General features: G+C 44.1%; 22 protein-coding genes. 14 read left to right on the forward strand and 8 right to left on the reverse strand.

From position 1 onward, the window contains the following. Positions 1 to 131: 131 nt before the first annotated feature. The gene (gene katG / locus ACXACN_RS18330; protein WP_474966367.1) at positions 132 to 2,366 is read right to left on the reverse strand and encodes a catalase/peroxidase HPI; all 2,235 of its coding nucleotides are present in this window, start codon (positions 2,364 to 2,366) and stop codon (positions 132 to 134) included. 361 nt (positions 2,367 to 2,727) lie between these two features. Between katG and ACXACN_RS18335 the strand changes: the two genes are divergently transcribed. Continuing rightward, positions 2,728 to 4,101 (forward strand): hypothetical protein, encoded by a 1,374-nt coding sequence (locus ACXACN_RS18335; RefSeq protein ID WP_474966369.1) that lies wholly within the window; start codon positions 2,728 to 2,730, stop codon positions 4,099 to 4,101. 39 nt (positions 4,102 to 4,140) lie between these two features. Here ACXACN_RS18335 and ACXACN_RS18340 read toward each other — a convergent pair whose 3' ends face one another. After that, a complete protein-coding gene (locus tag ACXACN_RS18340) occupies positions 4,141 to 5,334 on the reverse strand; it encodes a cation:proton antiporter (protein WP_474966370.1) in 1,194 nt (397 codons plus the stop codon). Between the two features lie 349 nt (positions 5,335 to 5,683). After that, complete coding sequence (locus ACXACN_RS18345) at positions 5,684 to 6,850, reverse strand: DUF4317 domain-containing protein (RefSeq protein ID WP_474966371.1); 1,167 nt, start codon at positions 6,848 to 6,850, stop codon at positions 5,684 to 5,686. Between the two features lie 130 nt (positions 6,851 to 6,980). On the opposite strand from ACXACN_RS18345, the gene ACXACN_RS18350 reads away from it, so the two are divergent. Then, positions 6,981 to 7,478: a hypothetical protein gene (locus ACXACN_RS18350; RefSeq protein WP_474966373.1), complete on the forward strand. Its 498-nt coding sequence runs from the start codon at positions 6,981 to 6,983 to the stop codon at positions 7,476 to 7,478. Positions 7,479 to 7,539: 61 nt separating this feature from the next. Here ACXACN_RS18350 and ACXACN_RS18355 read toward each other — a convergent pair whose 3' ends face one another. Then, on the reverse strand, positions 7,540 to 7,713 hold the full coding sequence (locus tag ACXACN_RS18355) for a hypothetical protein (RefSeq protein ID WP_474966374.1): 174 nt from the start codon (positions 7,711 to 7,713) through the stop codon (positions 7,540 to 7,542). Between the two features lie 198 nt (positions 7,714 to 7,911). Here ACXACN_RS18355 and ACXACN_RS18360 point away from each other — a divergent pair, with 198 nt between their 5' ends. From ACXACN_RS18360 to ACXACN_RS18370, 3 genes are all read left to right on the forward strand, one after another. After that, positions 7,912 to 10,116, forward strand: coding sequence for an ATP-dependent helicase (locus ACXACN_RS18360; RefSeq protein ID WP_474966376.1), 2,205 nt, complete (start codon positions 7,912 to 7,914; stop codon positions 10,114 to 10,116). Between the two features lie 201 nt (positions 10,117 to 10,317). Continuing rightward, on the forward strand, positions 10,318 to 11,853 hold the full coding sequence (locus ACXACN_RS18365) for an alkaline phosphatase (RefSeq protein WP_474966377.1): 1,536 nt from the start codon (positions 10,318 to 10,320) through the stop codon (positions 11,851 to 11,853). Between the two features lie 41 nt (positions 11,854 to 11,894). Then, positions 11,895 to 12,518, forward strand: coding sequence for a sortase (locus tag ACXACN_RS18370; RefSeq protein ID WP_474966379.1), 624 nt, complete (start codon positions 11,895 to 11,897; stop codon positions 12,516 to 12,518). Positions 12,519 to 12,776: 258 nt separating this feature from the next. Here ACXACN_RS18370 and ACXACN_RS18375 read toward each other — a convergent pair whose 3' ends face one another. From ACXACN_RS18375 to ACXACN_RS18385, 3 genes are all read right to left on the reverse strand, one after another. Then, on the reverse strand, positions 12,777 to 13,673 hold the full coding sequence (locus ACXACN_RS18375) for a DUF4352 domain-containing protein (RefSeq protein ID WP_474966381.1): 897 nt from the start codon (positions 13,671 to 13,673) through the stop codon (positions 12,777 to 12,779). Between the two features lie 335 nt (positions 13,674 to 14,008). Then, positions 14,009 to 15,790, reverse strand: a complete 1,782-nt coding sequence (locus ACXACN_RS18380; protein ID WP_474966383.1) for a S9 family peptidase — start codon at positions 15,788 to 15,790, stop codon at positions 14,009 to 14,011. Positions 15,791 to 15,913: 123 nt separating this feature from the next. Continuing rightward, positions 15,914 to 16,972, reverse strand: coding sequence for an SDR family oxidoreductase (locus ACXACN_RS18385; RefSeq protein WP_474966385.1), 1,059 nt, complete (start codon positions 16,970 to 16,972; stop codon positions 15,914 to 15,916). Positions 16,973 to 17,264: 292 nt separating this feature from the next. Here ACXACN_RS18385 and ACXACN_RS18390 point away from each other — a divergent pair, with 292 nt between their 5' ends. The 5 genes from ACXACN_RS18390 to ACXACN_RS18410 all read left to right on the forward strand — a co-directional run bounded on the left by ACXACN_RS18390 (position 17,265) and on the right by ACXACN_RS18410 (position 19,667). Then, the gene (locus ACXACN_RS18390; RefSeq protein WP_474966387.1) at positions 17,265 to 17,444 is read left to right on the forward strand and encodes a hypothetical protein; all 180 of its coding nucleotides are present in this window, start codon (positions 17,265 to 17,267) and stop codon (positions 17,442 to 17,444) included. Positions 17,445 to 17,553: 109 nt separating this feature from the next. Continuing rightward, positions 17,554 to 18,249, forward strand: a complete 696-nt coding sequence (locus ACXACN_RS18395) for a phosphatase PAP2 family protein (RefSeq protein ID WP_474966389.1) — start codon at positions 17,554 to 17,556, stop codon at positions 18,247 to 18,249. A gap of 69 nt (positions 18,250 to 18,318) precedes the next feature. After that, the gene (locus tag ACXACN_RS18400; RefSeq protein WP_474966391.1) at positions 18,319 to 18,747 is read left to right on the forward strand and encodes a cell wall hydrolase; all 429 of its coding nucleotides are present in this window, start codon (positions 18,319 to 18,321) and stop codon (positions 18,745 to 18,747) included. Between the two features lie 265 nt (positions 18,748 to 19,012). Next, positions 19,013 to 19,477 (forward strand): divergent PAP2 family protein, encoded by a 465-nt coding sequence (locus tag ACXACN_RS18405; protein ID WP_474966392.1) that lies wholly within the window; start codon positions 19,013 to 19,015, stop codon positions 19,475 to 19,477. A 43-nt stretch (positions 19,478 to 19,520) separates the two neighbouring features. After that, entirely contained in the window at positions 19,521 to 19,667 is a 147-nt protein-coding gene (locus ACXACN_RS18410; protein WP_474966394.1) for a hypothetical protein, read from the forward strand. Positions 19,668 to 19,735: 68 nt separating this feature from the next. On the opposite strand, the gene ACXACN_RS18415 is transcribed toward ACXACN_RS18410, so the two are convergent. Then, positions 19,736 to 19,909 (reverse strand): hypothetical protein, encoded by a 174-nt coding sequence (locus ACXACN_RS18415; RefSeq protein WP_474966395.1) that lies wholly within the window; start codon positions 19,907 to 19,909, stop codon positions 19,736 to 19,738. A 169-nt stretch (positions 19,910 to 20,078) separates the two neighbouring features. Between ACXACN_RS18415 and ACXACN_RS18420 the strand changes: the two genes are divergently transcribed. The 4 genes from ACXACN_RS18420 to ACXACN_RS18435 all read left to right on the forward strand — a co-directional run bounded on the left by ACXACN_RS18420 (position 20,079) and on the right by ACXACN_RS18435 (position 23,461). Next, positions 20,079 to 21,065 (forward strand): DUF3231 family protein, encoded by a 987-nt coding sequence (locus tag ACXACN_RS18420; RefSeq protein ID WP_474966397.1) that lies wholly within the window; start codon positions 20,079 to 20,081, stop codon positions 21,063 to 21,065. Positions 21,066 to 21,201: 136 nt separating this feature from the next. Further along, entirely contained in the window at positions 21,202 to 22,029 is an 828-nt protein-coding gene (locus ACXACN_RS18425; protein WP_474966398.1) for an amino acid ABC transporter substrate-binding protein, read from the forward strand. Continuing rightward, the gene (locus ACXACN_RS18430) at positions 22,016 to 22,714 is read left to right on the forward strand and encodes an amino acid ABC transporter permease (protein ID WP_474966400.1); all 699 of its coding nucleotides are present in this window, start codon (positions 22,016 to 22,018) and stop codon (positions 22,712 to 22,714) included. The genes ACXACN_RS18425 and ACXACN_RS18430 overlap by 14 nt, the downstream gene beginning before the upstream one ends. Before the next feature lie 9 nt (positions 22,715 to 22,723). Then, entirely contained in the window at positions 22,724 to 23,461 is a 738-nt protein-coding gene (locus ACXACN_RS18435) for an amino acid ABC transporter ATP-binding protein (RefSeq protein WP_474966402.1), read from the forward strand. Positions 23,462 to 23,510 lie beyond the last annotated feature (49 nt).

The raw sequence follows: 23,510 nt of genomic DNA on the forward strand, positions 1-23,510 counted from the left end.
CTATGAAAACGTGGTCTGTTCTCTTGATGGAAATGCGGCATTGAAATCATAGCCGGATTCCATAGGGAGGGAGTAAGAGTAGTAGATATAAAAGAAGAAAAGCAGGAGACTCTGAGCCTCCTGCTTTTTCCTTATGCATTATGATAAGCCAAATCTTTCTTCTTCTTCAAATCAAAACGATCCGCGTTCATTACTTTCACCCATGCGGCAACAAAGTCGTGCACAAATTTCTCTTTGTTATCTTCCTGAGCATATACTTCGCCAAGCGCACGGAGGACAGAGTTGGAACCAAAGACGAGGTCGACACGCGTTGCTTTTCTTACGAGTTCACCTGTCTTGCGGTCGCGTCCTTCGTATTCGTTATAGTCACTCGGCTTCCACTCGATCCCCATGTCTAAGAGGTTCACGAAGAAGTCGTTCGTCAGTGTCCCGACATTGTCTGTGAATACGCCGTAGTCGGTGTTGTTGTAGTTCGCACCGAGTACGCGCATACCACCGATCAGGACCGTCATTTCCGGTGCAGAGAGACCGAGAAGCTGCGCTTTATCGACGAGCAGTTCTTCCGGGCTCAATGTGTACTTTTTCTTCTCATAGTTACGGAACCCGTCCGCCATCGGCTCTAGTACTTCAAAGCTTTCTTCGTCGGTTTGTTCTTGTGTCGCATCGCCGCGGCCGGACGCAAATGGAACGGTCACGTCGACACCAGCATCTTTGGCTGCTTTTTCTACAGCTGCGCTTCCGCCAAGGACGATCAGGTCCGCGAGGCTGACTTCTTTATCGAACTGTTTTTGAATGCCTTCATAAACCGCAAGCACTTTGGAAAGTTGTTGTGGTTCGTTCACTTCCCAGTCTTTTTGTGGGGCGAGACGGATCCGGGCACCGTTTGCACCGCCACGCATGTCAGAGCCGCGATACGTGCTCGCAGCCGCCCATGCGGTTTTCACAAGTTCACTGACAGAAAGGCCGGAGTCGAGGATTTTCTCTTTCAACTCTGCAACGTCAGCATCTTTCAATTCATAAGTAACCGTAGGGATTGGATCCTGCCAGATCAAGTCTTCCTCTGGAACTTCTGGTCCGAGGTATCTTGCTTTTGGCCCCATGTCACGGTGAAGCAGCTTGAACCAGGCACGTGCAAAAGCATCGGCGAATTCATCCGGATTCTGATGGAAGCGACGGGAGATCTTTTCATAATCTGGGTCCATACGGAGAGCCATATCGGCGGTCGTCATAAACGTAGGGACTTTTACTGATGGATCTTCCGCATCTGGTGCCATGTCTTCTTCTTTAGGGTTGGCCGGCGCCCATTGATTGGCACCTGCTGCACTCTTCGTCAACTCCCATTCATAGCCGAACAAAAGATCGTAGTAACCGTTGTCCCAAACGGTCGGATTCGCCGTCCAAGCGCCATCGACGCCACTTGTGATCGTGTCACGGCCTTTCCCGCTTCCGTAAGAGCTCTTCCATCCTAATCCTTGATCTTCAATGTCAGCCGCTTCTGGTGAATCCCCGACTTTGTCAGGGTCGCCTGCGCCGTGGGCTTTTCCGAATGTGTGACCACCAGCGACAAGGGCAACGGTCTCTTCGTCATTCATCCCCATCCGGCCAAACGTATCGCGGATGTCGCGTGCACTTGCCAGCGGGTCCGGGTTGCCGTTTGGTCCTTCAGGGTTTACATAGATGAGTCCCATCTGCACAGCAGCGAGTGGGCTTTCCAGTTCGCGGTCGCCGGAGTAACGGTTATCTCCAAGCCATTCTTTTTCATTTCCCCAATAGACATCTTCTTCTGGATGCCACACGTCTTCACGTCCAGCACCAAAACCGAAAGTCTTTAAGCCCATCGATTCAAGCGCAACGTTTCCAGTAAGTACGAGCAAGTCTGCCCATGAAATCTTATTGCCATATTTTTGTTTGATCGGCCACAGCAGGCGGCGGGCTTTATCAAGGTTCGCATTATCCGGCCAACTGTTCAGTGGTGCGAAACGCTGGGTACCTGTAGCGCCACCCCCGCGCCCATCACCTGTCCGATACGTACCTGCGGCGTGCCAGGACATACGAATGAAGAGGGGACCATAATGTCCATAATCTGCCGGCCACCAGTCCTGGCTGTCAGTCATCAACTCATGCAAATCCTGCTTCAGGGCATAGTAATCCAGTTTGTTGAATTCTTCTTCATAATCAAAGTCTTCTCCCATCGGGTTCGACTTCTTATCATGCTGACGTAAGATGTGCAGGTTCAGCTGGTTGGGCCACCAGTCTTTATTGGTTGTCCCAACTTTTGTCGTCGTAACGGCACTTTCTTCTTTTGTTTTTTCGTGGGACACGGGACATTTTCCAGCTTGGCTGTCGTGCATTTCATTCTTGTCCATTAGGTCACCCTCCTGTATTTGTGAAAAAATTATAATCGGTCTTAGATTATAATTATAATAAAAAGGAGTAAATATTGAAAGGAAGAACCCTCTGATTTCCTGGAAAAATTTCATTTCATTTATAGAGCATGAAAGTGAATCATATTTTAATAGATTTACTTTGGCTATTTATAGATAGGAAGGGATGGCGAAACCTTCTCCAGAGAACGGAAAGGACGTACGCACAGAACGAAGCATAGACTTAAAATCTTCAAATCCATAATCATTGAAAAATCTTCCTATTGTGTATAGGATGAAATCATTGATTCTACGAAACGATGCACCATAGCAAACATAGAAATCCAGCCAATGAGATAGGGGAATGATTGTGCGTCATATATCCAGTTATTTGTACATGTTTTATTCGTTCGTCTTTGCCTTGAATGTTGTTCACGTCTTTTGGAAGAATTCAACCTTGTACACGGCCATTGGAGTGCTCGGAATCGTCATGCTGGCGATCAGTTTTCCACGATCCGATCGTGTGTTCAAAATTTTAGGTGTCGTCCTTCTAATTGCAGGGGCGTTTTTCTTTTTCTCCAGTGAAACGACATTCGGAGAAATCCCTTCTTTCTTTGCGGGGAACATTGGACTTCTTTTCTTATTATCCATGCTTCCATGGATGAACAGTGTCGTGAAAGCGGGGAGGTACAACAAACTGCTGCAATCCCTGCTCGGCAGTAATACGAAAGAGTTAGGTTCCTTGTACGTCCGAAGTGAAGTCACTATGGTTTCACTCGCCGCTTTTTTGAACTTGTCCTCTGCGACGATTTCCCAAGACTTGTTGAAGGAACAGTTGAAACATGTGAAAACGAAGGTGAAGAACAGCTTCATATTAATGGCGACACTAAGAGGGTATTCGCTTGCTTTATTGTGGAGTCCGCTTGAGATCCTGCTTGCGACGTCCATTTTTATTACAGGAGCCAATTATTTAGAAGTGCTGCCATGGATGCTGTTGATCGCCATCCTTGGGATTACCATGGATTCACTGATTGGAAAGATGATGTTTCGCAACCACCAGATGGAAGCAGCCTCTTCCTTAGAAAATGGGGCGGGGGATAGCCGGAAGAAACTGATTCAATTTATTGTTGCTCTCGTTCTGTTCCTAGCCGTTGTCGTCTTTTTAGGCAACGTCATTCAGCTGAACTTTCTCTTTGCCGTAACCGTGTCGATTTTTCCATTCGCTTTCGTTTGGGCGGTCCTTGTGAAGCGGAGAAAGAGTTTCCTACAGATCGGTTGGCCGACATGGAAGTGGAAAACGAACCACTTGAGCAACTTCATCGTTCTTCTGCTGTCGCTTTCCTTTTTGACGGAAACATTGAACGCATCGCCATACTTGAAGTATTTACAGGATCCGATTGTTGCGCTTGCAGGCAGTCCGCTTCTAATCATGCTTTTTATCCAGGCGGCTTTCCTTGTGATGACTCTATTAGGTGTTCACCCGATTGCAACGATGGGGATCTTCGGTGGTGTCAGTGAATTGTTGATCGGAACGTTCCCGGAAGTGACGCTGACGATTCTTCTTGCTGCATGTGCGATTGCGACCGTCCCTTCTGCACCTTATGGGTTAATTGTCACCATCACGTCTGTAGCTCTACGAATGAATCCGTATCAGATCGTTCTGAGGAACCTGCCGTATAGTATATTGCTGGGTTTCTTAGGGATAGGCATCTCGTTGCTAACACTGCTCGTTTATTAAATAACGTCGTGAAAAAAAGCTGATCGGAAATCCTTCCGATCAGCTTTTTTGTAACAGTTTCCTTGTTAACGGATAAACGCCGAGACTCTGAATCACAAGGGAGATCAACACCGTAGCAAAAGCTAAGGATAAAAACATTTCATGACCGCCCGATTGCTGCACTTGAAAACTTAAAATAAGAAAGACAGACATCGTACCTTTAAGACCAGACCATGCAATCACAGCTGATTCGCGCCAGGAAATCTCCTTTTTCCATTGCGAGAAGAGGGTCGTGCTGCCTGCGATGATCAGGAACCGGACAACCATTGAAAGCAGGAAGACAAGAAAAGCAAATCCCCAAACAGGTGCGCTCAAATAGGGAGCGGCCTTGATGCCAATCAGTAAGAATAAGAGGGAAAGCAGCGAAATCTCCACGATTCCCCAAAAACCGTCCAACGATTCTTTGAAATGCTCTTCCTTGATGGTTCGTCCGTATTCGAAAGAGAGCATAAGACCGGCAGAGACCGTCGCAATAACACCTGACAATCCTACTGCTTCTGCCAGATTGAAGATTCCATAGGCAACCACAATGCTTAGCATTACCTGGTATTCTTTGTTGTGGGTGTAGTGAATGCCTTTACTCACCAACCAGCCAAATGCGATCCCTAAACCAGCCCCACCTAAGGAAACGACTAAGAACTCACTCGTGAATGATAAGAATGAAAAATCCTCGCGATTCGCATAGATGCCGAGGAGAACGGAAAACATGACGATGCTCGTCCCGTCATTCAGGAGAGATTCCCCTTCGACGACATCCGCGATTTTTTCATCGTCGGAAGAATGCTTTAATATGGATACGACAGACACAGGATCCGTCGGCGTTAGGATGGACGCGAGCAGCAAACCACCGATCAAAGAGAGGGAAAGGAAAGGTCCGCTGACAGCATAAATCAGCCCACCTAAAATACCAACCGTCAAAAGAAGGCCGGCGGTCGCTAGAAAAAGGATGAATCCCATATGCTTTTTAAACTGATCCGCTGGAAAACGGTAGGCAGAAACAAATAAGAGTGCTGGAAGAAATACATGATAAATCATATGTTCCGTCACTTGGACGGAAGAAAAGAATGGAATGAAGGATAACCCGATTCCAATAAAAACAAGGACCGTAGGCACAGGTACGTTTTCTTGTTTTTTGTCGATGGTGAAGATGATGAAGCCGATGGATAAGAGTAAGATTCCTTGTGTGATAGTCATGGGTGAACCTCCTTTTTCTATCTATGTTCTGCCCTTAACCTTTGAGAAAAATAACGAAACTTTATTCTACATGCTGTGGAACTTTTTCTCGTATCGGAAAGGGAGAGCATGAGAGCCTTGGGTGAGTCTTGTCTAAAGCGTAATGATGAAGGCTTTTCATAAGAAGAGAATCAGGTATTATAAAAGCCCGTACACATCATGTACGGGCTTTTTAGTGCATACGAAACTAAATCATTTAGATATCAACAGGATGACTGAGGATAACAATTAAAGCTGTGAGATATCGATTGAAATTAAGATATATCAATCAAAGCTCTCCGTTCCGGTCAATCATTTAGCCGTTTCACACTTATTCTCCGAACGCCTCCGGCAGCATTTTGAATCCATCCACTTCTGCATCTTCTTCCACTTCGATCATGATGCAGCGCTTGCCTTTGTAATTGACCTGTCTCACATATTGCAGGTCTTGGGGGCTGATCGATATATTGGCGATTTTTGTATTGATTTTAATCGACTTCGAGTTGTATTTCGGGACGATACTACTTGCTTTCAGCTCATAGCCTTCATTGTCGGTGATTTGAGCAAAGGCGTGCTTTACTTTTTCAGAATCGACCTGTTCTCCGCTTGATTTTAATACGCGCTCGACATCTCTGTAGTCGAGTTTCGGAGGAGTATCGTCTTCGTTTTCTTCCACCGTGCGGTTGATTTCTCCATACACATTGGCGAGGGTGGAGGGGCTCAATTGATCTCCGACAACGTCCCGGATGACTTCTTCAAAAATGGCTTTGTCCTCTTTAGCGGTCATGATCTCTTCGCCGTTCAATACGTCTTCGATAAAGCGATAGTCCGGTTCATTCGCTTTTCCTGCAGAGTAAAGGATGTGGTTCACATCGGAAGCCCCGTCTGTAATCCCTGGGAAAAGGAAACCGGTCATGGGATTTTTCAAGTCGATGACGGGATCGACTTCAATCTTATACTTAAATTCTTTCTCGATATAGTCGAACTGAATTTCTTTTTTCGGGTCTTCCGTCTTGTTGATGCTGCACAAGATGAAAGGGTTTGAATAAACAGCGTCACGACTGCTTTCCTCTGACTCTTCACTCGGGCGTCTCGTCGGCTTCATGTATTCAGCCCGGATGAAGGAGATGACGACATCCTTTTCATACGGATGGTCGCGGATGATTTTTTCTGTCATCTGAAGCATTTGTTCTTTCCAGTCGTCCACATGATTGCTCAAAAGGCCTTTATGTAATAGAAGCTGGGTATTGTCTTCGGCTTCCCGTTGGAATTTCAGTTCGAACAATTTCTCATCGAGCTGCCCGGTGAGAAGCTTTTTGAAATTGTTCATATAAAGCTCCTGCTGGTCTTTATCCAGCATTTCGAATGGCTGGCTTTGATGATGATAAATTTCTGTCGTTTCTTTCATGATATAGACATTGAAGATGTTTTTGATCTTCAATAAGTCATTGTCCACTTTCAGCTGCCTGCGGATCCCGGCGATGTCTTTTTTGTCCATCCATCGTTCACTCCTAAATTGATCATTCCTTGTCTAGTGCTATTATTTTAACACAAAGAAAATACAAACGACCCAGGATATGAAACAAATGAACGGATCTATACGTAACAAGGACAAAGGTGGTTAAAGTATGAAATGGTCAATCTATCAAATGTCAGTGATGTGTGGAATGGCTGTATTTATGTGGGTGCTCGAGTCTGTGATTCATGTTAATACAAGCGTGGAACTTTTCGGCGGAGGGGCAGCCGTTTATTCTCCGTTTATGACGTTTTTTGTTCTGGCACTTTTGATCACGGGTTTTTACATTATTTTTTTATTGGAAGCGAAGAAAGGACATAACTTTCAGCAGACCATTTGGACATATATGCCGTCCTTATGTATCGCGAATGGAGGGGCTTCTTTTGTGGTGTTTATATTGGGAGGGACAGTGGGGCCTCTTGGGGGATGGATCGAACAGGTGCGTTCTCTTTTTTATGTGTTCCTCGCATATTTCTTATTTTTAATCTTTGTTTTTATTTTTTCTTTTGAGCATAAGAGAAAACGGTTCGTACAGTCTCCGAAACGGACGGTACACCTTTCTTACTTTTGGACACTTGTAATGTTTTTTAGTCTGTTTTTCTTTTATTAAAGGAAAAACTTTTTATTGCAAGGATGGGAAAAGGGTCCCTGAATTCAGGAACCCTTTTGTATTAGTTGTCTTGTTTTGCTTTTTTAGATTTACGTGCTTTTTGAGCTTCTTGTTTGTGAGCTTCATTAGCAGCCGCACTACCGAATTCCTGAGAGAATTCAGTGTCCGCTTTTTTCGGGTCAAAACCCTTTTTGTTCTTTTGTTCCGCATCTTGTTTCTTTGCTCTTTTCGCCATAATCGTTCACCTCCGTTTCCATTCTTAGTATGAAACGAATAACAGCTTCTCATGTAAGAAAGTGATGAAAAATCATCTAGAAACGACACGAAATCCAAGGTATAATAAGTGAAGTTGAAAAAAATAGATGGAAGAAGCTTGCGGGCCTTCTTCCATCTATTTTTTCGTTGTACGTCGAATGGAAGGAGGAAGACAAGGATGGACTTTTTTGAACGGATGGAAAAGGAGACGGGCGTGCTGTTGAACGATGTTCAGCAGCAGGCCGTAGTACACACAGACGGACCGCTGCTTTTGCTGGCGTCGCCGGGTTCAGGAAAAACGACGACCCTGAATATGAAGATTGGATACTTGATTCTTGAGAAGAATGTGGACCCGAATCGCATCATGGCGGTCACGTTCAGTAAAGCGTCGGCACGGGACATGTCGGAGCGTTTCGATCATTTCTTTTCCGGACTGACGGATAAGAAGGTTCACTTTTCCACCATCCACAGTTTCGCATACAAAGTGGTCCGCGAGTCATTACGGAAGAACGCCCAGGACTTCCAACTGATCGAAGGGAACATCAGCGAGGAAGAATTGAAAAAAGGTTGGGACGGGCCGGAAGTTCCTCTTCATAAGAAGTTTATTTTGAAAAAGTTATATGAAGATGCGAATGGTGTGCAGATGACGGATGATGAGATGGACGAGCTGATGCGTTTCATCAGTTTTGTGAAAAACCGGATGATTGAAGGAAAAGAACTCGATCGTGTGCCTTGTCAGGTGAAAAAGGCATCAGCCATTTACCAATCGTATGAAGCCTTTAAGAAGAAGGATCCGTATAAACTGTTGCTTGATTTTGATGATATGCTCACCTACTGTCATCAAATATTATTGGATGACGCGGAAATCCTTTCCAACTACCAACGTCAGTTTGAGTATATGTTGACGGATGAAAGTCAGGATAACTCGTTGGTTCAGCATGAAATCATCGAATTGTTGGCGAAACCGCAAAACAACCTGTGTGTTGTAGCGGATGATGATCAGTCGATCTTTATGTGGCGCGGGTCAGATGTCGACAAACTTTTAGATTTTGAAGAGACGTACCCAAACGGAACGGTACTGACGATGGCTCAGAACTACCGCTCATCCGAGGATATTGTAAAGGTATCCAACCAGTTCATTAAACGTAATAAGAAACGGTTTGCGAAAGAAATGTTTACGTATAATGAAGCACACACACCGATTGATATCAAAAACTTGAGCAACTATGAAAAACAGCTGAAGTACTTGACGGAACAGCTGGAAAAGAGAGGACCGGGTGAAGAAGTGGCGGTTCTTTACCGCAACAACGCATCCGCTGTACCGATTGCCGATCAGCTCGATAAAGCAGGGATCGATTTTTATATGAAAGACATTGACCCTAAGTTCTTTAAGCACTGGGTTGTGGAAGACATCTTAAACTTCATGCGATTCTCCTACAATGATCGCCGCGTGGATATCCTCGAGAGGATTCATACGAAGTTTAATGCGTACATTTCAAAAAAGCAGATCTTCTTTTTGAAAAAGAAAAAGGTCCAAGCCTCTGTTTTTGATACACTGCTGGAGCGGGATCTTCCTGATTATCAATCGAAGAATATCAAAAAAGCGAAAAAGCTGTTCAAAGACATTAATGAAATGGAGCCAGCCCAGGCGATCCGTACGATCAGGGAAAAGCTGGGCTACGATCATGCGCTCCAGAAGATGTCGGATAAATTCGGATTCAATGCTGAACACCTCATGAACATTCTGAACACATTAGAAAAGATTGCCGAGGGGTTAGGTTCTTTAAAAGGCTTTGCTGACCGTTTGAAGGAGCTTGAGAAGCTGCTTCAAACGTCGAAGTACAATAAAAGCAAAAGTTCTCTGACACTCACGACTTTCCATAGTGCCAAAGGTCTTGAATATGACCATGTGTATATGATCGACCTCGTCAATGGAGTCATCCCGTCGAAAGATGATATGGAAACGTACCGCAATAAAGAGGCAGGACCGATGGAAGAGGCTGTCCGTCTTTTCTATGTCGGGATGACCCGAGCAAGGACGAACCTTGAGTTGTTGACGTACAACTACAAAGGAAGTGAACGTGTCACCGAATCGATTTTCGTGATGAATGTGAGAAAGATCCTTCATCCGGAAGGGGAGAAGAAGTCTCTGAAAAAACGGAAGCGGGTGACTCCTGATTTATCGGATGAACGGCTGCTCCGTTTGGATGAAGTGGAAATGGGGAGAGAAATCGTCCATCGCAAATTCGGTCCTGGAGTCATCAAGGAATATGACACAGACCAGATCTGCATTCAATTTGAAGACGCTGGTTACAAAGAGCTGTTGCTTGACGTTTGTTTAGAGAATGGATTGTTGAGTAAGAATATTGAAGAACAACAATAAGAATAGAACCTATAAAAAGGTGCCGGATCCTCTAAGGATTGTGGCACCTTTTTTCTATAACAGCAAAAGTGGTAGGAAGAAGGCGCTTTCTGTGTTCTTCTTCATATATCCATTACATTCTTTTACATCTCTGTCATATCCTCTTATCACTCTGTTAATAAAAGGTCACTACCATGAGGCATGTAATAAATTTTCGGAGGGATGAAATTGAACAAGCGGTTTGCGAAAAAAGTATTGTCTGTAACGGCTTTATCTTGCCTATTTTTTAGTTCTATGCCGGGAGTGTCCGGAAGTGACTCTGTTCGTGCGTCAGATCATAGCGAAGATGTCAAAAACGTAATCTTCTTGATTGGGGATGGAATGGGTCCTTCTTACACCACAGCATATCGTTATATGAAAGATGATCAGGAAACAATTGAAATGGAAGACACAGCTTTCGATCCTCATTTAGTTGGAATGCAGTCGGTTTATTCTGCAGATCCACACCATGATGGTGGAGAAGAAGATGAAAAAGAAAACATTCCGGACTCTGCGGCTACAGCAACTTCTATGAGTTCAGGTAAGAAAACCTACAACGGGGCAATTGCTGTAGATTTGGAAAAGGAACATACCAAAACGGTTCTTGAAGCAGCAAAAGAAAAAGGGCTGTCTACGGGGCTTGTAGCTACTTCGCAAATCAACCATGCGACACCAGCGGCTTTTGGAACGCATGATGAAGACCGAAACAACTATGACGCGATTGCGGATGATTATTATGATGACAAGGTCGATGGAGAACATAAAGTAGACGTACTACTTGGTGGTGGAACGGACTATTTCGTAAGAGATGACCGCGACCTGACAGAGGAATTCCAGAAAGACGGATACGATTATGTAACGACGGCCGAAGAGTTGAAGGAAGCGGATAATGATCAAATTCTAGGTCTTTTCGCTCCTGTTGGTTTGGACAAGGCGATCGACCGTCCTGAAGAACAGCCATCGTTGGAAGAAATGACGACAACCGCGCTTGATGCATTGAGCGAAAATGACGAAGGCTTCTTCCTAATGATCGAAGGAAGTCAAATCGACTGGGCTGGCCATGACAATGATGTTGTATCAGCTATGAGTGAAATGGAAGATTTCGAGAACGCGTACAAGAAAGCGATCGAGTTTGCTAAAGAAGATGGCGAAACGCTCGTCGTCACAACGGCGGACCACTCCACGGGAGGCTTCTCTATCGGTGAAGGCGGACCATACAAGTGGGACCCTGACGTCATTCATGCCGCGAAGCGAACGCCTGACTACATGGCAAAACAAATCGTAGAAGAAGGCGCAGCAGTGGAAGAGACATTGAATGAAAACATCGAATTTGACGTGACAGAAGAAGAAGTGTCCTCTGTCAAAGAAGCGATGGAAAACGCGTCAGAAGAAGAAAAGATGACGGAAGTAGATAATGCAATTGAAGCCATCTTCAATGAGCGTTCCGGAACAGGCTGGACAACGGACGGTCATACTGGGGAGGATGTTCCTGTGTATGCTTACGGTCCTGGTTCTGAGATGTTCGGAGGATTTATTGACAATACGGACCAAGCGGAGAATGTTTTCAAACTGTTGGGTCTGAAAAAATCAGACGAAGAAGGGGCACCACTTGCGGATACGAGCACGGCTTACCCGATCGGTATACTGATGGGTACCCTTGTAGCAGGAGCAGGCATCCTTCTGTTCTTCAGAAGAAGAACCACAAACACAGAAGTCTAAACTTTTAAACCTTTACTTGAACGCAAAGGAGATGAAGTCTGATGATAAGGAAGCTTAGCATCATCTTCATAACTATGGGGCTGATGATGGTTTTGTGGAACGGTTACCAATGGTGGATTGAAAGTCAGGTGGTTTTCTATGATCCCGACTTGCAGACGGAGATGCACCAAAGCTCTGAGGTTTCTAAAGATCCTGAATCCCGTGTCAACACCGAAGATTATGTTTCTGCTGAAACGAGAGAAACGTATGAAACCGGCGATGGAATCGGAGAACTAACGATTCCGAAACTGGGCAAACGGTATTCTGTCTATTTTGGTTCCGATCAAAAGACTTTGAAAAAAGGCGTAGGGATGTACGATACACCTTACACCACCCTCCCCTCAGAAGGCGGGCATACCGCCCTTGCCGGTCACAGGGAGACGACTTTTGTCGGTCTTGATGGTTTAGTGGAAGGGGACTTCATCTACCTAACGGAAAACAACATCGAGTATGAATACCAAATCAACAAAATCTGGGTGACGGACGCTGAAGATACGTCGGTCCTAGTCCCTAAATCTTCTTCGACGTTGACTTTGACTACTTGTTATCCTTTTGACTTTATCGGCTCTGCTCCTGAGCGTTTTATCGTACAAGCTGAGTTTGTGAAAAAACAAGAAATACAGTAGAAAAAAAGCCCTCTCCTTGTCTGATGAAAGGAGGGGGCTTTTTGATTTGTTGTTCTTTAAAGAATTAAAACGGGAGTGAGTACTAGTTCTAGTAACATAAATCTCTAAGTTGGAAGGTAAAATAGGACTGAAAAAAATACAAGCCGTAAGAAGGGTTGGTAGTGACTGGAAAGAGCTTAATTATATGAGAAAACACCTTTTTTAGTTAAAAAAGACCATCTTTATGATGTATAAACATCTAAGATGGTCTTTTCTCATTTATTCTATTTCAATGATCCATTTCGCTTCAATATCAGTCATCATATCCGTGTAGTACACTTCATAAGGTCCATTGCCACTAACCCCATAAAAGGCTTTCCCGGAAGTGTTTTTTCCAGGTTTCAACTCTGTCATTAGGGTATCTAATGGATAGGTTTCCATTTGGGTTCCTTGAGCATCGTAAACGTCAAAATCCCCGCCACTAAAGAAAAGGGAATCATCGGTTGAATTTTGGACTTTCAGATTTATTTGAAGCACTTCTTCTGGTTGTTTGTCTGTTACTTCATTTCGTTCATCTGTATAAGAAGCTTCTGTGAGTGTAATAACTGTTCCGTTCACATCTACTTTTTCACCCAGATCGAATGTCCCTAGACTACTAGAAGTTTGACCCTCTTCAAATTCCAGGGGTTCGTTGTTATTCAAGACTTTAAAACCAGATAAATCTTCTACGATGATGGTTGGTTCTTCATCATTGTAAAAATCAGAGTGCTTGTACATCTCCCTTAAATAAGCATCTAGAATAGGTGCCATCATGGCATTTTCCATCGTTTCACCATCTGAATTGTTTAGTGTAAGTTTGATTGTTTGATCATCAGACATTTCAGCCTCACTCAAGGTGATGTCACCTTCTTCATTTGGCTCAGTTAACCTATTCAGGAGCTTTTTAAATTGGGATTTAGAGAGATCGACTTTTTCCCAGTCTTCTTCTGTCATCCCTTCCGCACCTTTTTCTTCCAGGACTTCTAAACCCGTTCCTTCTTCTTCAGTTGCTTGGTCTTGTTCTTCTTTGGTTTCGTTTTGTTTAGGTTCATCTACTGTTGTTGCTTCTTCGCCTGAAGCGCAGGCAGACAATGTAGCAATAGACAAAACGAAAATAATAGTTAATAGTTTCTTCATAGTAATTTGCTCCTCTCGTGTATTTATAATATAAGCGTGAATGATCTACGAACTACGTGTTAATATTCCACTGTGCATTGTAACATTTTTGTTATAAATTTAAAGATGTTGTTATATATTCGATTTATTTTAACGATAGATGATTAGATCTATGTGAAATGAAAAGTAGTTAGAGCGTAATTTACATATCAAGAAAACCAATGTATCCATTTGCAAATATTGACCAATCCCAGACATTCTATAAAATGAAGCAATAATTTTCGTTAGTAAGCAGAGAAGTGGAAACGATATAGAAAAGAAGGGACGCTCTTGTCGCCCCTTCTATGGTGATTCAATCAAATATAACGATTAAAGAAATCGAGGACTTTCCTGTACACAAAAATTTCGTTTTCTTTCTTAGAAAATCCATGTCCTTCATCCTCTAAGACGATGTATTTGACCTCTCTGTTTTTGTCTCTTAAAGCTTCGACGATTTGATCCGATTCTTCTTTTACTACACGAGGGTCTTTTACGCCTTGGATCACGAGCATGGGCTTCGTCATCGTATCAAGGTAGTTGATCGGGGAGTCTGTTTCGAGTTTTTCTTTATCTTTATCAGGATCACCGATGAATTGTGTCATGAAAGGTTTCCAATGTTCAGGGACGGAATCGACGAAACTGAAGAGATTGCATGGACCGAAGATATCAACGACTGCTTTGAAATACTCCGGGTGCCTGCCATGAAGAAGTAGCGCCATGTAACCCCCGTAGCTTCCGCCCATCAGTAGCAGGCGGTCTTTCTTGGCGTATCCCTGATCAATCAACCAGTCGAGACCGGCGATGTTATCGAGCCTTGGCGCATGTCCCCAGTCGCCCTCGATCATTTTTTCAAATGCCTGGCCATATCCCGTCGAACCCCTGAAGTTAGGGGTGAAAAGGCTGTAACCTTCATGAACGAGAAACAGGAAGAGCGAACGGAAGGAATCACGTTCTGCTGTTTGGGGCCCGCCATGCGGCCAAAGGATCATATGACCGTTATCTCTTTCAGGCTTCGGTCGGTACAGTAAGGCTTCGATTTCCAGCCCATCAAAAGATTTATAGGTGACATAATCAGGTTGTATTAAATGCTCACGTTTCACGCCAGGAACGCTATATTTGGTCAGAGACTCCCAGCCATTTTCGGTCTGTTTGAATATGTTTGCTGGTACAGTGGCGGAGTCCCCACGAAGGTACACATTCCCGGACTCCGCAATCACGATTTGATCGATGACACCGACTGGAGATTCCAGCTTTTCGAGTTGGTGGTCATCCAATTGATATCGATAGAGATGGTCACGAACGCCTTTCTCACTGACCAGGTACAATGTATTGGTTTTATGATTATATTTCATTTGCAAGAAGTCTTCTGACTCGACATGTAAGACTTTTTCAAAAGTATTCGTCTTAAGGTCGAAGCGGGCGAGGTAGGAAAAGTCGCTCTTGTAGTTGGTTAGTAAATAAATCTCCTGTTCGGAAACAAAAACCGCTTCGGAAACCGTGTGCTGTACCTCAGCATCAGGGGTCAGAGGAAGGTCTTTCGACTCGTTTTTTACATAAAACAAGCGGTATGTATTCGAAAAAGCTTTCATATAGAGGAAGCTCTTTTCCTCGGGACTCTTATCGATCAGAATGGTCATGCCGTCTTCACCGTGAATGATTACTTCTTCCTCTTCAGTTTCCATATCGTAACGGTAGCCTTTCATGAATGTTTCATCATCCTTGGTGGACGTAAAATACAGCTGCGTACCATCTTCAGATAGAAACGGGTGGATGTGGCGAGCACCTTCTTTTTTTCTGACAGGCTGGAGTGCCCCTCCTTCAGGCGGGATGGCATAAATTTGTCCATTTTCATCGCCGTCTTCATCCACGACGGCAAGCACAAACGAACCTTTAGGGTCATAAGTGATGTGCTCACAGCTTTGATTGTGGAACGTTAATGGGTAAGGAAATGTATGTGGCAAGTCCATTGCCCATAGATTGTAATTGCCATTCAAATTCGTGCTGAAGACAAGTTGGGATTCATCCGGGCTTACAGCGAATGTTTCTATTCCATAGGTTTGAAAAAATTGTTCCACGTCGGGTTGCGGGAAGTATAGCAAGATTGATTCCTCCTGATCTTTTTAAGATGTACCATTTAAACCATTCGATCATTCCCTGTATATTCCTTTTTTATATAAAAAATAACCGGGGCGAAGCTAGAGCTTCCTCGGTTATTTTTTGTATTATTGCTTCACTGGTGTTCTGTTTCCGTGAAGGATCCGTTCGATCATCGCTTTGTCCATATTTAGATGGGCGATCCCGTTTTTACTTAGGAGTTCCTGGGTGTTCGTATCATCAAAACTGATGTTTTTATTCCAATAAGGCCTGAACACGCGCATAGGAGCATTGAATACCTGTTCTTCTTTAGTCAGCTCACCATCATAATCAGACGGAACCATCTCGATATTAGGGAAGTCGAGTTTTTCCTTGATCATTTCAAATAACGTGCGATTGGTTGGTGGGTGAGGATTCGTAATGTGATAAATGTTTTTTGGATGATCGGTTTTCAGAGCTGCTGTAAGAACATCGACGACATAGTCGACTGGGACGAAGTTTTGACTCGTTTCTCCTGTACATAAAAACTTGAACGTTTGGTTTTGGAGTTCTTTTTTGCGTTCTGTCCGTTTCTTGAGAATCTCCAAACCGCGAATGACTCCATACAAGGCAAAGGTTGTCTCCGCTTCACCTGTTTTTGAATCTCCAATAATGATGGAGGGGCGGAAAATTTTGATGTTGAGTGCTTGCTCATAACGGAGGACGAGGTGTTCAGCGTGACATTTGCTCTCTTCGTAGGCGTTCACAAACGTCTGGTCCTTTTCATGCAATTGTTCAGATGCGTGACGTTTCATCCCTAAGGTATAAGCCGTGCTGACATAATAAAAGTTTTTCGCATGGATGTCTTTTGCAAGGTTGAGAACATTCCCTGTCCCGTCTACATTGACTTTAAAGGTTTTATTCCGTTCGTTCTCATCAAAAGATAGAAAGGCTGCACTATGATAAACGGTGTCAATGTTGTTTCTCAGATCAAGGAGTTGCTCTTCACGAACTCCCGCGTTTACAAGAGATAGATCTCCTTCAATGACGTGGAGCTTTCCTTTGGCATCTCTACCAACGTCCTGCCTAAGCGTTTCCGCTTTACGGAGACTTCTTACTAAGGCATAGACGTGATGACCTTCTTCCAACAATTTCAATGTCAGTTGTTTTCCCAAGAAGCCAGTAGCTCCTGTAATTAAAATGTTCATGTTGTCTAGCTCCTCCGATGTTTCATTCATGTGTCTACGCAATCAATGATTGGTTCATACTAGAATGAAAGATTTCCAGATCCGTAACAATGGTCATGTTTTGTTAGTGGTAATGGATTCAAGGATAACATATTTGAGCGTTTAATGATGTGAAAAAAGTATGATAAACACCTGGATCCATACATCTCAATGAGTATTCTAAGCCCTACCTGATCAATGGGACATTCATGAGTACGAAGTCATCGAGGCGTTCTCTTATTCTATTAAAGATGAACAAGTGAGGGGGCGGGTTTTGAAGACGATCCATGGCCGCGGGGCTTTCCGTGGCTTCCGTGAGCATATTGAATATCATGGCTTGCTGGTGATTGGTACAAGGATAAGACAGGTTGGTATGCAGAAGTTGTTAAGGAATGGTGTAAAGACAATGACGTTCCTTATGAAGAATAGGTTTAGAAGAAATCAGTCTCCCTAAAGGGTCTGGTTCTTTTTTTGTCCTAGTGAATATCAATGGTTTTCCGTTTACTTTCAATAAATAAGGGAAATGGTCCATCACGACGTAGAGAACAAAGGTGGAGGACTGTATGCTATTTTCTGGAACGAAAGTATCGGATTTATCGAAGACATCTGTATTGCTGATTCTTCTTGGATTTGTTTCGCTAGGAATCAGCATTTATTTTTTTATTGATTTAACGAACAGCATTCTACAGGAAGAAAAATTCGCCATCGACCAACAGGCTTTCGACGTGGTAAGGGCCACATCTTTTGAAGGAGCAGAACTGTTCGCCAAAGCCATATCTAAGGCAGGTTCGGTCGTCTTTATGGTAATTGTTTCCCTCCTGCTGGTAGTCTATTTGCTGTTCTTTTCCCCGTTTAGCCGATGGGTTGGTGTGTATTTCATTCTGGCCATGGGAGGCGTCAGTGGACTCACGGCAGGATTGAAGTCATTCTCGAATCGCGATCGACCTACGTTCAAAGGTGATTATCACGGCGCGACCTCCAGTTTTCCAAGCGGTCATTCTTCCGGTGCCCTCGTTTTCTATGGTTTCATCATCTATCTTTTCGTAATCAGTGAGCTTGAACAAAAATGGAAGTGGAGCATCAACCTTGTTTTGTCCCTCCTTATGCTGCTGATCGGCCTAAGTCGTGTCTATTTGGGGGTTCATTTCTTTACAGACATCGTTGCGGGTTATTTGTTTGGTATCGCGTGGCTTCTCATTTGTCTCACTGCCCTTGAAGTGACCTTATGGCACCAGCGGAGGAGACAGAAGATGTCATAATCCCGCGTTTTTTCATGTGTCCCGTTTTTGTGAATATAAATAAGAATGAGCGAAAAAGGGGGCGACAACATGGCTGTAATTAAAGCTCCAAGCAAACATATCGACATGTTGGCACGATTACTGCGAGCGGAGGCTGTTGGAGAAGGCAAGCAGGGTATGTTGTATGTTGGGGCAGTGACCGTAAACCGTGCACGAGTGAATTGTTCAGATTTCAAAGGACTGAATACACTCCCTGCGGTCATCAACCAGCCGAAAGCATTTGAAGCATTGCAGCATGGCATGTATTACCGAAGGGCGCGGGAAAGTGAAAAGCGTTTAGCGCGGAGGAACGTGAAAGGCTATAGAAGTTGGCCGGCGAAATATAGTTTGTGGTATTTCAGACCAGACGGAGACTGCCCGCCTACGTGGTATGATCAGAAAAAGGTCGGTCGTTACAAGTCCCACTGTTTCTATGAGCCGGCTTCAGGGGAATGTGATGTCATTTATAATACATTCTAAAGAAAAAGACTGCCAGGCGGAAGTCAAGCCTCGCAGTCTTTTTTTATGACTTGATCATTTTTGAGGATCTGTAAAGGAAAAGCGGTGGAGTGACTTTTCTTGAACTGTTCAAGGAGTGCTGAGTTCTATGTATCGTTAGGGCTTACCCTTCAAAGGATCCGCCTGTTTTCTTGTGGGAATACAGATGATTCTTACATCCTTCTGAATAAAACCGAACACAGAGGGTATGAACATATATAGATGTTCAAGAACTGGAGGGTCAAAGATGGAGAAAATGAATCGAGGGGTCATTACAGCCCTGTCGGCCATTGGAATTGCACAAGCTTTAAAAATTGTGACTCATAAAAAGGTGTCGGGAGAATGGGATGTGAAGCAGGTAGCGACGACAGGTGGAATGCCTAGCTCCCACTCGGCGGGAGTGTCAGCGCTTGCTACTTATATTGCTGCCAACAAAGGATCCCGGCATACGGAAACAGCTCTTGCTGCCATTTTCGGAGTTATCGTCATGTATGATGCGCAGGGAATCCGCCGTCACACCGGCGAAATCGCTCAACTGGTCAATGATCTTGAAGACAACTTTGCCGCCATATCCGGTGATTTTCCGAGTTCTCAATTCGTTGAGCGTGACAAAGAATTGAAAGAGCTTCTCGGGCATCAGCCGATCGAAGTCCTGGGTGGAGCTCTGCTTGGAGCGGCACTTGGTTATTTTTCTGCAAGGGTTGAAGGATAAAGAAAACCGAATGAGCGTAACGTAAGGCCAGGAGGTGATTCGTATGCAAAAATCGAACCATCCTGGTAAAGATGTGTTTGCGAGCTCTGGAACGAATGTGAGTGAAGTGAAACGTCGAAATGAGCAATCCGGTCTTTCCTACAATCAGGTAAGAGAAAGGCTTGCGCTCAAACAAAATCAAAAAGGATAACAGGTAAAGGCCTGTCCGATTACGGGCAGGCCTTTTTGTTTTTGAAAGGATAAAATGTTGTCCGCGTCTTATTGTTCTTCGTTTACATCAACCGCTGCTGTATTGTTGTTCATATAGGCCGCGGATAAATGGTCATCTTCCTTGCTGCGACCCTCAAGAGCTGCCTGCAGCTTTTGGTTCGCCGATCCACGGTCTCTGCCTTTTGGGTTGTTTTTCTTTCTGCTTTCGCTATTTTTACTCATCATCATCCACCTCCAAATGGTTCCTTCTTAATTTCTCCAAGATTCCTATTCGTATGTCTGACATTTTGTCCTGATCCATGAATGAATCGGAAAAGGTTGATAAGACTAAGGGAAAAGCACGGATTTTGCAGTGAATAACTGAATGCAATCCAAATTGGAGGAGTTCAACATGCCCGAAAGCCCGCGTCTATCCTCATCTGAAATCGGAACTTTATGGATGACCTATCAACAGAAGACGATGCTTCTTACAATGCTTGAATATTTCATAGAGCAAGCGGACGATCATGAAGCTAAACAGATCATGACGAATTTAACTTCGGATATACAACCCTACGTAACGAAAGTCGAGTCCATGTTTCAAGCGGAAGATATCCCCGTTCCAGTCGGTTTTACAAAGGATGATGTGAATAAAGGGGTCCCGAAGCTTTACGATAATGGGTTTGACATTATGTTTCTGCGATTGGTAAAAGAAATCAGTATGGGGATGCACACCTTGAATTTGACGATGTCCTACCGTCCCGATGTCACGTTGTTCTATCAGGAACTGACGCAAATCACCCAAAAATGCTATGACGATTGTACACAATTTTTATTGACCAAAGGGTACCTTCCGAAATCTCCTTACGTATCTGTACAAAAACAGGTGGAGCATGCGAAAGGAACGAATTATATAGGAATGTTCAATCCCTTGAAAGGGAAGCGGGCTTTGAACACCGTTGAAATTGCCCACATCCACCATGCGATTGAATCCAATATTACTGGGATGCAGATGATTTATGGGTTCGCTCAATGCGCGACACACAAAGATGCCCGCGATTATTTTTACAAAGGGGGAGAACTGGCTAAAGGTCTTGTCAAAGAGATGGGTGAAATATTTTTGCAAAATGACCTTCAAGTCCCTTCAACTGCAGGGGGCAATTTTACGACTTCCAAGATTCCACCGTTTTCCGATAAGATCATGATGTACTGCATCAGCTTGTTTTGCAGTTTCTCTTTAGGTGGGAATTCTCTAGGGACGGCATTCAGTTTACGGAATGACCTGCCTGCGAAATTATCTGTCTTCATGAAAGATATCTTTGAGTACGCTCATGAAGGAGCTAAGCTTATGATTGAGCATGGTTGGATGGAGGAACCACCACAAACCATTAAACACTAAGGAGTGGAAAACCTGACGTTCATTAGTCAGGTTTTTTATGTCAAGACTTCCTAGTTGACATCCTCCCCTTTATCCTTTAATATCGAAAAAGTCATTAAAACATATAAACTTACTTGGTTTTAAGGAGGATACAATAATGAAAAAGTTCGTTTTGCTTTTATCAATAGGTTTTGTCATGATGGTTCTTGCTGCTTGCGGAACTAGTGAGGAAGGCGATCAGGCTTCTTCCGGTGAAGAAAAAGAGTCGGACGCTTCTGAACAAACGCTGCTTGAACAAATTCAGGAAAGTGGAGAATTGGTGATCGGTACAGAAGGAACGTATCGTCCATACACATTCCACGATGAAAACGATAAACTGACTGGTTTTGACGTAGAGATTGCCCGTGAAGTGGCTGATCGTCTTGGAGTCAAGCCTGTATTCAACGAAACAAAATGGGATTCTATGTTTGCAGGTCTTAACGCTGAACGTTTTGATATGGTCGCGAACCAAGTCGGAATTACGGAAGAGCGCCAGGAAGAATACTCTTTCTCTAATCCTTATATTCAATCTTCCGCAGTCATTGTCACTCACAAAGACAACGAGTCCATTCAAAGCTTTGAAGATTTGGAAGGTGTCAATTCTGCCCAGTCCATGACGAGTAATTATGCAGATATTGCCCGTGAAAATGGAGCAGAAATTACAAGTGTGGAAGGATTCAACGAATCGATGCAGCTGCTTGCGACGAAGCGTGTTGAAGCGACAGTCAACGACCGTTTGTCTGTGCTTGACTATTTGAACAGCCGTGAAGACGCACCAGTGAAAATCGCTGCACGTCAAGATGATGCTTCTCAAAGTGGCCTGCTTTTCCGTCAGGGCAATGATGACCTTGTCAAAGCAGTCAATGAAGCTCTTCAGGAAATGAAAGACGACGGCACGTATCTAGAAATTTCTGAGAAGTGGTTTGGTGAAGATGTATCTAAGTAATATCTTTACAGACCCTGAAATGGAAAAATATATCGATATTATTGTGAGCTCTTTTCTCCCTTTGGTGAAAGGGGCTTTCTATTATACGATTCCTCTGACGCTGATTACGTTTGCGATCGGTTTAGTTTTGGCGGTGATTACCGCTCTCATGAGGCTTTCGAACATGAAAGTGCTTCAATGGATGGCCAGGACCTATGTGTCAATCATCCGGGGAACACCTTTGCTTGTGCAATTGTTTATCATCTTTTTCGGACTCCCGTCTGTCGGAGTGACCATTAACCCGCTCTATTCCGCGATTATCGGTTTCTCTTTAAACATGGGAGCATATAATTCTGAAATTATTCGTGCGGCTATTTTGTCGATCCCCAAGGGGCAGTGGGAAGCTTCGCACTCGATTGGAATGACCAATTTCCAGGCCCTGCGCCGAGTCGTGCTTCCTCAAGCGACGAGAGTGTCGATCCCGCCATTGTCAAACTCCTTCATCGGTTTGATTAAGGATACATCACTGGCATCGACGATTACGTATACGGAAATGTTCCGAAAAGCACAGGAAATCGCGGCAACCAACTATCATTTTCTACTTGTCTACACAGAAGCCGCGGTGATCTACTGGATCATTTGTGTCGGTCTTTCCTTTGTGCAGGATCGTGTAGAGAACAGGTTGGATCAATATGTCGCAAAATAGGAGGCAGCTATGATTACCGTCAAAGACCTCAATAAATACTTTGGAGATTTGCACGTACTGAAAGATATTGAAATGGATGTGGAACGTGGAGAAGTGGTCGTCGTCATTGGTCCTTCGGGTTCTGGAAAAACGACGCTGCTCAGGTCATTGAACATTTTAGAGACCCCAGAAGAAGGGGAAATCACGATCGGAGAACAAAGGATGGATTTTTCCAAACCTTTGAAGAAAAAGCAGGTCGTCGAATTTAGAAAACAGACCGGCATGGTGTTTCAGAGCCACAACCTATTCCCTCACTTCACCGCACTCGAAAATGTGATGGAAGGGCCTGTGACCGTCCAAAAGGTATCCAAAGCGAAAGCCCGTGAACGAGCGACGGATATCTTGACGAAAGTGGGCCTTGGCGAGAAGCTGGATGCTTATCCGCATCAACTTTCAGGCGGGCAGCAGCAACGAGTGGGAATCGCTCGTGCGCTGGCAACCGGAGTGGAAGTCATCTTATTTGATGAACCGACCTCCGCGCTCGACCCAGAGCTGGTCGGGGACGTCCTTGATGTTATGAAAGAGCTCGCAGAAGAAGGGATGACGATGGTCGTCGTCACCCATGAAATGAGCTTTGCGGAAGAAGTGGCTGACCGGGTCATCTTTATGGATCAAGGAAAAGTTGTCGAAGCAGGGACGCCTGAGCAAATTTTCCAACAAACGAAAGAACCGCGTACCCAGCAGTTCTTAAACCGAATACGCAAATAAAGTCAGGCATTCTTGCCTGGCTTTTTTTGTGTCGAATTTCCCTGTCCCT

The sequence above is a fragment of the Halobacillus sp. AWM4_238 genome (genome assembly GCF_056158265.1).

What these genes read in the sequence shown, in the direction of transcription:
- ACXACN_RS18430 (WP_474966400.1), top strand. Translation starts at nt 22,016, where the DNA reads ATGTATCTAAGTAATATCTTTACAGACCCTGAAATGGAAAAATATATC.
- ACXACN_RS18410 (WP_474966394.1), top strand. Translation starts at nt 19,521, where the DNA reads ATGCAAAAATCGAACCATCCTGGTAAAGATGTGTTTGCGAGCTCTGGA.
- ACXACN_RS18335 (WP_474966369.1), top strand. Translation starts at nt 2,728, where the DNA reads ATGATTGTGCGTCATATATCCAGTTATTTGTACATGTTTTATTCGTTC.
- ACXACN_RS18400 (WP_474966391.1), top strand. Translation starts at nt 18,319, where the DNA reads ATGGCTGTAATTAAAGCTCCAAGCAAACATATCGACATGTTGGCACGA.
- ACXACN_RS18370 (WP_474966379.1), top strand. Translation starts at nt 11,895, where the DNA reads ATGATAAGGAAGCTTAGCATCATCTTCATAACTATGGGGCTGATGATG.
- ACXACN_RS18340 (WP_474966370.1), bottom strand. Translation starts at nt 5,334, where the DNA reads ATGACTATCACACAAGGAATCTTACTCTTATCCATCGGCTTCATCATC.
- katG (WP_474966367.1), bottom strand. Translation starts at nt 2,366, where the DNA reads ATGGACAAGAATGAAATGCACGACAGCCAAGCTGGAAAATGTCCCGTG.
- ACXACN_RS18425 (WP_474966398.1), top strand. Translation starts at nt 21,202, where the DNA reads ATGAAAAAGTTCGTTTTGCTTTTATCAATAGGTTTTGTCATGATGGTT.
- ACXACN_RS18360 (WP_474966376.1), top strand. Translation starts at nt 7,912, where the DNA reads ATGGACTTTTTTGAACGGATGGAAAAGGAGACGGGCGTGCTGTTGAAC.
- ACXACN_RS18365 (WP_474966377.1), top strand. Translation starts at nt 10,318, where the DNA reads ATGAAATTGAACAAGCGGTTTGCGAAAAAAGTATTGTCTGTAACGGCT.
- ACXACN_RS18355 (WP_474966374.1), bottom strand. Translation starts at nt 7,713, where the DNA reads ATGGCGAAAAGAGCAAAGAAACAAGATGCGGAACAAAAGAACAAAAAG.
- ACXACN_RS18350 (WP_474966373.1), top strand. Translation starts at nt 6,981, where the DNA reads ATGAAATGGTCAATCTATCAAATGTCAGTGATGTGTGGAATGGCTGTA.
- ACXACN_RS18415 (WP_474966395.1), bottom strand. Translation starts at nt 19,909, where the DNA reads ATGAGTAAAAATAGCGAAAGCAGAAAGAAAAACAACCCAAAAGGCAGA.
- ACXACN_RS18395 (WP_474966389.1), top strand. Translation starts at nt 17,554, where the DNA reads ATGCTATTTTCTGGAACGAAAGTATCGGATTTATCGAAGACATCTGTA.
- ACXACN_RS18345 (WP_474966371.1), bottom strand. Translation starts at nt 6,850, where the DNA reads ATGGACAAAAAAGACATCGCCGGGATCCGCAGGCAGCTGAAAGTGGAC.
- ACXACN_RS18385 (WP_474966385.1), bottom strand. Translation starts at nt 16,972, where the DNA reads ATGAACATTTTAATTACAGGAGCTACTGGCTTCTTGGGAAAACAACTG.
- ACXACN_RS18435 (WP_474966402.1), top strand. Translation starts at nt 22,724, where the DNA reads ATGATTACCGTCAAAGACCTCAATAAATACTTTGGAGATTTGCACGTA.
- ACXACN_RS18420 (WP_474966397.1), top strand. Translation starts at nt 20,079, where the DNA reads ATGCCCGAAAGCCCGCGTCTATCCTCATCTGAAATCGGAACTTTATGG.
- ACXACN_RS18405 (WP_474966392.1), top strand. Translation starts at nt 19,013, where the DNA reads ATGGAGAAAATGAATCGAGGGGTCATTACAGCCCTGTCGGCCATTGGA.
- ACXACN_RS18375 (WP_474966381.1), bottom strand. Translation starts at nt 13,673, where the DNA reads ATGAAGAAACTATTAACTATTATTTTCGTTTTGTCTATTGCTACATTG.